The sequence below is a fragment of the Streptomyces sp. NPDC005485 genome (assembly GCF_040606085.1).
Taxonomy (GTDB): domain Bacteria; phylum Actinomycetota; class Actinomycetes; order Streptomycetales; family Streptomycetaceae; genus Streptomyces.
The window spans coordinates 1-8,891 of the sequence record NZ_JBEXDZ010000250.1; the positions used below are offsets into that span (position 1 = coordinate 1).

The 8,891-nt window shown below is 69.7% G+C and carries 7 protein-coding genes and 2 pseudogenes; 6 read left to right on the forward strand and 3 right to left on the reverse strand.

Annotated features, from left to right (window positions below):
* The 3 genes and pseudogenes from ABZS97_RS42120 to ABZS97_RS42130 all read right to left on the reverse strand — a co-directional run.
* Positions 1-1,112, reverse strand: a pseudogene (locus ABZS97_RS42120) (topoisomerase II); the annotation flags it as partial.
* Between the two features lie 459 nt (positions 1,113-1,571).
* A pseudogene (locus ABZS97_RS42125) lies at positions 1,572-1,700 on the reverse strand (SCO5717 family growth-regulating ATPase); the annotation flags it as partial.
* A 600-nt stretch (positions 1,701-2,300) separates the two neighbouring features.
* A complete protein-coding gene (locus tag ABZS97_RS42130) occupies positions 2,301-2,597 on the reverse strand; it encodes a DUF397 domain-containing protein (protein WP_356148531.1) in 297 nt (98 codons plus the stop codon).
* A gap of 211 nt (positions 2,598-2,808) precedes the next feature.
* Here ABZS97_RS42130 and ABZS97_RS42135 point away from each other — a divergent pair, with 211 nt between their 5' ends.
* From ABZS97_RS42135 to ABZS97_RS42160, 6 genes are all read left to right on the forward strand, one after another.
* Positions 2,809-2,991: a hypothetical protein gene (locus ABZS97_RS42135; protein ID WP_356148537.1), complete on the forward strand. Its 183-nt coding sequence runs from the start codon at positions 2,809-2,811 to the stop codon at positions 2,989-2,991.
* 300 nt (positions 2,992-3,291) lie between these two features.
* On the forward strand, positions 3,292-3,579 hold the full coding sequence (gene rpsO, locus ABZS97_RS42140; protein ID WP_030945091.1) for a 30S ribosomal protein S15: 288 nt from the start codon (positions 3,292-3,294) through the stop codon (positions 3,577-3,579).
* A 357-nt stretch (positions 3,580-3,936) separates the two neighbouring features.
* A complete protein-coding gene (locus ABZS97_RS42145; protein ID WP_356148547.1) occupies positions 3,937-6,153 on the forward strand; it encodes a polyribonucleotide nucleotidyltransferase in 2,217 nt (738 codons plus the stop codon).
* Positions 6,150-7,529: a pitrilysin family protein gene (locus ABZS97_RS42150; protein ID WP_356148550.1), complete on the forward strand. Its 1,380-nt coding sequence runs from the start codon at positions 6,150-6,152 to the stop codon at positions 7,527-7,529. The genes ABZS97_RS42145 and ABZS97_RS42150 overlap by 4 nt, the downstream gene beginning before the upstream one ends.
* A 43-nt stretch (positions 7,530-7,572) precedes the next feature.
* Positions 7,573-8,325 carry a 4-hydroxy-tetrahydrodipicolinate reductase gene (dapB, locus tag ABZS97_RS42155; RefSeq protein WP_356148553.1) on the forward strand — a complete coding sequence of 251 codons (753 nt, stop codon included), beginning with the start codon at positions 7,573-7,575 and terminating at the stop codon, positions 8,323-8,325.
* Between the two features lie 34 nt (positions 8,326-8,359).
* Positions 8,360-8,815 carry a hypothetical protein gene (locus ABZS97_RS42160; protein ID WP_356148560.1) on the forward strand — a complete coding sequence of 152 codons (456 nt, stop codon included), beginning with the start codon at positions 8,360-8,362 and terminating at the stop codon, positions 8,813-8,815.
* The last annotated feature ends 76 nt before the right edge of the window (positions 8,816-8,891 follow it).

Consider the following 8,891-nt stretch of genomic DNA (forward strand, 5'->3'; position numbering starts at 1 on the left):
GCGGGGGGGCCGGGGGGCCCCGCGGGGGGGGGCACGCCGAACGGGGGCCCGGGGGGGGGGGGGGGGGGGGCGGGGGGGGGGGCGGGCGCGGCGGCCGCGGGCTGCGGGAAACCGTAACTGCCCTGCGGAGTCGGAGGAGAAGGGGGAGTGCTGGCCTGAGGGAAGCCGTAACTCCCGGGCTGCGCCTGGGCCGGCACCGGGTTCGGCAAGGGCGGCGCGGGCGGCTGCGGAGCCGGTGCACCCGCGCTGGGGGAGGACGGCCACGCCGGGGGAGCGGGCTGCGGCGCCTGCGGGTGGAACGGCTGCGCCGGAGGCTGTCCCTGCGGCTGCGGCTGCGGCTGCGGCGCGGCCGGACCGGCGTCAGCGACCGCGGGCTCGGTGGACGCGGGCCACTGGGCGGCGGGAGCGGGCGCGGCAGGCTGGTACGTGGGCGGCAACGGCGGCAGCCCACCCTGAGGCGCGGGCGGCGGAGCCCACGCGGGCGGGGCGTCCTGCACGGGCACGGCCGCGGGCACCGCGTCCTGAGGCTCGGCACCCTGAGGGACGGCGTCATTGATGTCGTCCTGCGGCACGTCGTCGACGACCTCGGCATCGACTACTTCGGCATCGACGACCTCGGTGTCGACTACTTCGGCATCGACGACCTCGGCGTCAGAGGCTTCGGGGGCCTCCGGCACTTCAGGCACTTCAGGCACCTCAGGCGCCTCGGCGACGGCCGCGTCCTGGACCTCGTTCTCGTCCTCATCCTCGGAGGAGGCCGATGCCACGTCACCGGCGTCAGCGGTTTCCTCCACCACATCTACGGCGTCCACGCCATCGGCGTCGTCACCCTCAGCGCCTACCGGCTCCTGCTCCTGCTCCTGCTCCGGAGCGGGCTCGGCAGGACGGCGGAGAGACAACTCCACGACGTCGGCCTCGGCACCGGCGTCAGCACCGTCGTCCTCGGTGACCTCGGTGACCTCGGACTCGGACTCGGCCTCCGCCTCGACTTCGGCGTCAGGCTCGACTTCGACCTCAGGCTCGACATCGGGCCCCGCGGCCCGCTCGGCTTCGGCGTCAACAGGCTCCCGCTCCGCGATCTCCCGCTTCAGAGCGACAGCGGAGATCCGCATGGTGGCGCCACTCTCAAGATCCCCGTTTCGGGACTCCGCCTCCTCGGAAGGGGCCGGAGCAACAGGGGCGGGCGGCGCGGTGGGCGCGACCGGTGCGGGCGGAGCCCACTGCCCCGGCGCACCACCCGCGGGGAAGCCGAGGAGATTCGGCAGAGCCGCCGGACTCCCTGCATCCGCGGCCGGAGCCGGAGCCGGGTCCGGAGTCGGAACTGCCGCAGCCGGAGGCTCGGGTTCGGCCGTCTCCGGCCGGAACCCACTCCCCACGGGCAACTTCGGCACGGCAAGGGGACTGCCGACGGGCAGTACCGGCGGAACGGGCGGCGCCGGCGGAACAGGCAAGGAGGGAGCGGCCGGAGCCGAGGGCGCAGCCGCCGAAGCAGCCGAAGCCTCCGAGGTCTCGGACGTTTCCGAAGCCTTCGGATCCGACGCCTCGTCGCCCGACCCCCCTGACGCGTTCTGCGTGTACCAGGCAGGCGGCGCGTAGTCGATGGTGAACTCGCCCGTCGTCTCGACGGCGGACTCCGCGTCGGACTGGTCATCGCCGGGTGTGGCCCAGCCCCCGCGGATCCCGTCCCGATCGCTGTTCACAATTCCTCCTGGTGTGGTCGAGCACCCTCGTGCGGTGCCGGGACGGTCGTTGCTCGTTCCGTCCGCGGTCGTCCGTGGTCGCTCGTAGTCGTCCGAAGTCGTTCGAGGTCGTCCGATTCCACGCGGCTCTCCCCCTGGGGCGCGGGCAAGCCGGTCACGGGTTCTGGCGTCGCGCCCGGTCCCAGCCTAATCACCATGACTGTCAATAGGGCAGGCCTGTCCACCCCACCGCGACTGCCCGCTACGTCACACCCTGCCCAGAAGTCGCCTGCGCACGCTCACGATTGACCCTCAAAACGGACAAACGCAGCCATCAGTACGGGCGTTATCGCACACTTCCCCATGGAAAGGACCTGTTCGCCCGAGCCTCGACTCACGCCCCCTGCTGCGCCTGGGCGGTCGGCTCTTCTTGTGCGGCAACGACGACGAGCACCTCGACGACGAGCACTTCAGGGACGGCAAGACCGCTCGGGCCCCGGCAGTCGGGCGACGGGCGGCAGACGACGGGCAAGCTGCTCGCAGTCGTCGCCAGGGCCGACGGATTGAACAGCGGCGCGGCGTCGCTTTGCCCGTCCCCGCTTGCAAGGCCCCTGCCGCTTCCTACTGCGCTGCCGTCCCACCGTTGTGCGGTGCCGGCTCCAGATCGAACTCCCCGTCCCGAGCCCCGAGCACGAAGGCACGCCACTCCGCCTCGGTGTACCGCAGGACCGTCTCCGGGTCGAGGGACGAACGCATGGCCACCGCGCCCCCGGGCAGGTAGGCGATCTCCACCCGCTCCTCGTGCTCCTCCGTGCCCGGCGCGCTCTGCCATTCGACGCCCGAGATGTCGAGGGCGTAGAGCTCGTCCTTCTCCCGCTCCTTGCGTGCCCTGACGTCCTGGTCCTCTGCCTCGGCCATGTTCGAGCGGCCCCTTCCCCACGTACGTGCGAACTGTGCGGTCACCCTATGCGCTCACTCCTGGCATGCACCGGGAAACGAGCTGGTAGTCACCGGTACGGGACATCCCGCCCCGCCGCGGCGCTGACGCGGGTACCCTCCGCGCCACAGACGTGTCACGCCTCCGTGACGACGTGACCATGTCAGGGAAACGCTGACTAGAGTCCGCCGCATGAATCTCCACGACGCACACCTGCTCGCCATCGGCGGACGACGCGGCGGCTACCGTCACACTTATGGGGGCGGCCACCACTACGGAAGCGGTGGAGGCGGCTCCTCCTTGATGTGGATCATCCCTGTCGTGATCCTGATCGTGGTCCTGTGCGTCTGGGCGGCCAAACGCCAGGCGGACTGACACCCGCCGCCAGGTGGACTGACACCCGCCGCCAGGCGAACTGACACCCGCCGACGGGCGCACTGACGCCGGGCACGAAGGCGGATTGACGCCGGGCACGAGGTCGTCGTATGCCCTGGTACCCTGTGTAGCGGCCGTTTGTGTACGCACCCTCGGACCCCGATGAAGGCACTCCGCAAGGAACTGCCCAGGGATCTGAAGGCCGCGCCCAGCGGATCCCCGCCTCCCGAGTAACGGAAGCTCCCCTGAGATGTGGACCAGGGGCACTCGGTGGCAATCACAGGACTACGAGGAGTACGAGTGTCGCTCGACGCCGCTACGAAGAAGCAGATCATCACCGAGTTCGGTCAGAAGGAGGGCGACACCGGCTCCCCCGAGGTCCAGGTCGCCATGCTCTCGCGCCGGATCTCGGACCTGACCGAGCACCTCAAGACCCACAAGCACGACCACCACTCCCGCCGTGGTCTGCTGATCCTGGTCGGTCAGCGTCGCCGCCTGCTGCAGTACCTGGCCAAGAAGGACATCCAGCGCTTCCGTGCGCTGGTCGACCGCCTGGGCATCCGCCGCGGTGCGGCCGGCGCCAAGTAAGACGCCGTGAAGGGAGCGGTTCCCACTGAAGAAGGGGGCCGCTCCCTTTTGCTGTACGTGCAGATTTGCTGTACGTGCGGAAACATGCGGAGTGTCACTGCCGCTTTGTAGTGTGGTGGCACAACGCAATACGTACGACACAGAGTGATACCGCCCACCCCACCGGGTAGGGCGTCATCACCCACACCGAACGAGGAGAAGCGCACCTCGCCGCCGCCGGTCCTCGGTAGTGGCCCCCGGGCGAAAGAGACCCCCGGGTGCTTCGATCGAAGACCGGCCCGCAAGACGGAGCGCTTCTCCGCCACCGTCCCCCTGCCACACGGGCAGGACCGGGACGAAGACGAGGAGAAAACGCTAGTGGAGAACGAGACCCACTACGCCGAGGCCGTTATCGACAACGGTTCCTTCGGCACCCGCACCATCCGCTTCGAGACGGGCCGCCTGGCCAAGCAGGCCGCCGGCTCCGCCGTCGCGTACCTGGACGACGACACCATGGTGCTGTCGGCCACCAGCGCTTCCAAGAAGCCCAAGGACAATCTCGACTTCTTCCCCCTCACGGTGGACGTCGAGGAGCGGATGTACGCCGCCGGCAAGATCCCCGGCAGCTTCTTCCGACGTGAGGGCCGTCCCTCCGAGGACGCCGTCCTCACCTGTCGCCTGATCGACCGCCCGCTGCGCCCGTCCTTCAAGAAGGGCCTGCGCAACGAGATCCAGGTCGTCGCGACGATCATGGCCCTCAACCCCGACCACCTGTACGACGTCGTGGCGATCAACGCCGCGTCCGCGTCCACGCAGCTGGCCGGTCTGCCCTTCTCCGGCCCGGTCGGCGGCGTCCGCGTCGCGCTGATCAACGGCCAGTGGGTCGCGTTCCCGACGCACACCGAGCTCGAGGACGCCGTCTTCGACATGGTCGTCGCCGGTCGCACCCTCGAGGACGGCGACGTCGCGATCATGATGGTCGAGGCCGAGGCCACCGAGAAGACCATCCAGCTGGTCAAGGGTGGCGCCGAGGCGCCGACCGAGGAGGTCGTGGCCGCCGGTCTCGACGCCGCGAAGCCCTTCATCAAGGTCCTGTGCAAGGCGCAGTCGGACCTCGCCGCGAAGGCCGCCAAGCCGACCGCCGAGTTCCCGATCTTCCTCGACTACCAGGACGACGTCCTGGAGGCTCTCACCGCCGCGGTCAAGAGCGAGCTCGCGCAGGCGCTCACCATCGCCGGCAAGCAGGACCGCGAGGCCGAGCTGGACCGCGTCAAGGACATCGCCGCCGAGAAGCTCCTCCCGCAGTTCGAGGGCCGCGAGAAGGAGATCTCCGCCGCGTACCGCTCGCTGACCAAGTCCCTGGTGCGCGAGCGCGTCATCAAGGACAAGGTCCGCATCGACGGCCGAGGCGTCACGGACATCCGTACGCTCGCCGCCGAGGTCGAGGCCATCCCGCGCGTGCACGGCTCGGCGCTGTTCGAGCGTGGCGAGACCCAGATCCTGGGCGTCACCACCCTCAACATGCTCCGCATGGAGCAGCAGTTGGACACCCTCTCCCCGGTGACCCGCAAGCGCTACATGCACAACTACAACTTCCCGCCGTACTCCGTCGGTGAGACCGGCCGCGTCGGCTCCCCGAAGCGCCGCGAGATCGGCCACGGCGCCCTCGCCGAGCGCGCCCTCGTGCCGGTGCTGCCGACGCGCGAGGAGTTCCCCTACGCGATCCGTCAGGTGTCCGAGGCACTCGGCTCCAACGGTTCGACGTCCATGGGTTCCGTGTGCGCCAGCACCATGTCGCTCCTGAACGCCGGTGTGCCCCTCAAGGCCCCCGTCGCCGGTATCGCCATGGGTCTGATCTCCCAGGAGATCAACGGCGAGACGCACTACGTCGCCCTCACCGACATCCTCGGTGCGGAGGACGCCTTCGGCGACATGGACTTCAAGGTCGCCGGCACCAAGGAGTTCGTCACCGCCCTCCAGCTCGACACCAAGCTGGACGGCATCCCGGCCTCCGTCCTGGCCGCGGCCCTCAAGCAGGCCCGCGACGCCCGCCTCCACATCCTCGACGTGATGATGGAAGCGATCGACACGCCGGACGAGATGTCCCCCAACGCCCCGCGGATCATCACCGTCAAGATCCCCGTGGACAAGATCGGTGAGGTCATCGGCCCCAAGGGCAAGATGATCAACCAGATCCAGGAGGACACCGGCGCCGACATCACGATCGAGGACGACGGCACCATCTACATCGGTGCGGTCGACGGCCCGTCCGCCGAGGCGGCCCGCGCCACGATCAACTCGATCGCCAACCCGACCATGCCGGAGGTCGGCGAGCGCTACCTGGGCACCGTCGTGAAGACGACGACCTTCGGTGCGTTCGTGTCGCTGCTCCCGGGCAAGGACGGTCTGCTGCACATCTCGCAGATCCGTAAGCTCGCCGGTGGCAAGCGCGTGGAGAACGTCGAGGACGTGCTCGGCGTGGGCTCCAAGGTCCAGGTCGAGATCGCCGAGATCGACTCCCGCGGCAAGCTCTCCCTGATCCCGGTCATCGAGGGTGAAGGCGACGACGACAAGAAGGACGACACCGACAAGTGACGTCGAGTAGCTCCACGACGACGGCCCGCACCTCTTCGGAGGCGCGGGCCGTCGCCCGTACGCAAACCCTCATCAAGGGCACCGGCGGAATCGGCACGGTCCGCAAGACCACCCTCCCGGGCGGCCTGCGCATCGTCACCGAGACGCTGCCCTCCGTGCGCTCCGCGACGTTCGGCATCTGGGCGCACGTGGGCTCCCGCGACGAGACCCCGTCCCTGAACGGTGCCACGCACTACCTGGAGCACCTCCTCTTCAAGGGCACCAGCCGCAGGTCCGCCCTGGACATCTCCTCCGCCCTGGACGCGGTCGGCGGCGAGATGAACGCGTTCACGGCGAAGGAGTACACGTGCTACTACGCACGCGTGCTCGACGCCGACCTGCCGCTCGCCATCGACGTCGTCTGCGACATGCTGACCGGCTCGCTGATACGCGAAGAGGACGTCAACGTCGAGCGCGGCGCCATCCTCGAAGAGATCGCGATGACCGAGGACGACCCGGGCGACTGCGTGCACGACCTGTTCGCGCACACGATGCTCGGCGACACCCCGCTCGGCCGCCCCGTCCTGGGCACGGTCGACACGGTCAACGCCCTCACCGCGGACCGCATCCGCCGCTTCTACAAGAAGCACTACGACCCGACTCACCTCGTCGTCGCCTGCGCCGGCAACGTCGACCACAACAAGGTCGTACGCCAGGTCCGCGCCGCCTTCGAGAAGGCAGGCGCTCTCAAGCAGACCGCCGCCGAGCCGATCGCCCCGCGCGACGGCAGCCGCGCCATCCGCGCCGCCGGACGCGTGGAGCTCCTCGGCCGTAAGACCGAGCAGGCCCATGTCGTCCTCGGCATGCCGGGCCTGGCCCGCACGGACGACCGCCGTTGGGCGCTCGGTGTCCTCAATACGGCGCTGGGCGGCGGAATGTCGTCGAGGCTGTTCCAGGAGGTCCGCGAGAAGCGCGGCCTGGCCTACAGCGTGTACTCGTACACCTCGGGCTTCGCCGACTGCGGCCTCTTCGGCGTGTACGCGGGCTGCCGGCCCTCGCAGGTCCACGACGTGCTGAAGATCTGCCGCGACGAACTCGACCAGGTCGCCGCCGACGGCCTGTCCGACGACGAGATCAACCGCGCCATCGGCCAGCTCAGGGGCTCCACCGTCCTCGGCCTCGAGGACACCGGCGCGCTGATGAACCGTATCGGCAAGAGCGAGCTGTGCTGGGGCGAGCAGATGTCCGTCGACGACATGCTGGCCCGGATAGCCTCGGTCACCCCGGACGAGGTGCGCTCCGTCGCCCGCGACATCCTGGGACAGCGGCCCTCGCTTTCGGTCATCGGCCCGCTCAAGGACAAACAGGCGTCCCGTCTGCACGAAGCGGTCACGTAGGTCCTCGACTGTCGGGCAAGTCCTCGACTAAGGAATCAAGAACATGAGCAAGCTGCGCGTGGCGGTCCTCGGTGCCAAGGGCCGTATCGGATCCGAGGCGGTACGAGCCGTCGAGGCCGCCGACGACATGGAGCTGGTCGCCGCCCTCGGCCGCGGCGACAAGCTGGAGACGCTGGTCGACACCGGCGCCCAGGCCGTGGTCGAACTGACCACCCCGGCCTCGGTCATGGACAACCTCGACTTCTGCGTACGGCACGGCATGCACGCGGTGGTCGGTACGACGGGCTGGACCGACGAGCGCCTCGCACAGCTGAACACCGCGCTGGCCGCGTCGCCGCGGACGGGCGTGCTCATCGCCCCGAACTTCTCCATCGGCGCGGTACTGACCATGAAGTTCGCGCAGATCGCAGCGCCGTACTTCGAGTCCGTCGAGGTCGTCGAGCTGCACCACCCGAACAAGGTGGACGCCCCGAGCGGCACCGCCACGCGCACCGCCCAGCTCATCGCCGAGGCGCGTCGCAAGGCGGGCAGCGCCCCGCAGCCCGACGCCACGACGACGGCCCTCGACGGCGCCCGCGGCGCGGACGTCGACGGTGTCCGGGTGCACGCGGTCCGCCTGCGCGGCCTGCTGGCGCACCAGGAGGTCCTGCTCGGCGGCGAGGGCGAGACCCTCACCGTCCGGCACGACTCCCTCCACCACAGCAGTTTCATGCCGGGCATCCTGCTCGGTGTGCGCCGCGTGGTGACCACGCCGGGCCTCACCTTCGGCCTGGAACACTTCCTGGACCTCGGCTGAGCCGTCGGTCAGTCACAGACAGCTGGCAGCAGACATGCGCGCGAAAATCACCTACGCCGTCACGGCAGCCGTCCTGGTCGTCTACTTCGTCCTGGTCGGCAGCCGCGGCGTCATGCTCATACAGACCGGCACGGTCGTGACCGTCACCTTCGGCGTCGCCGTCCTCATCCTTCCGGTGATCGGCCTCTGGTTCCTCTGGAAGAACACCCAGTTCGTGGGCAAGGCCAACCGGCTCGCCGCCGAACTCGACGCCGAAGGCGGCCTGCCCGTCGACGAGTTGAGGCGCACCGCGGGCGGCCGTATCGACCGTGACTCGGCCGACGAGGTCTTCGCCAAGCGCAAGGCCGAGACCGAGGACGCCCCCGACGACTGGCGCAGCTGGTTCCGCCTCGCCATCGCCTACCACGACGCCCGCGACACCCCGCGCGCCCGCAAGGCGATGCAGCGCGCGATCGCACTCCATGAGGGAAGGCCGCCTGTCGAGGCCTGAGGACGCGCTCCGACGCGTCGGGGGCCGGTCCGCAGCCGCCGGACGGCGCCCGACGGGGGACCGGACGACACGGGCG

Coding starts and splice junctions, on each gene's coding strand:
- dapB (WP_356148553.1), top strand. CDS start 7,573: ATGAGCAAGCTGCGCGTGGCGGTCCTCGGTGCCAAGGGCCGTATCGGA.
- ABZS97_RS42160 (WP_356148560.1), top strand. CDS start 8,360: ATGCGCGCGAAAATCACCTACGCCGTCACGGCAGCCGTCCTGGTCGTC.
- ABZS97_RS42135 (WP_356148537.1), top strand. CDS start 2,809: ATGAATCTCCACGACGCACACCTGCTCGCCATCGGCGGACGACGCGGC.
- ABZS97_RS42130 (WP_356148531.1), bottom strand. CDS start 2,597: ATGGCCGAGGCAGAGGACCAGGACGTCAGGGCACGCAAGGAGCGGGAG.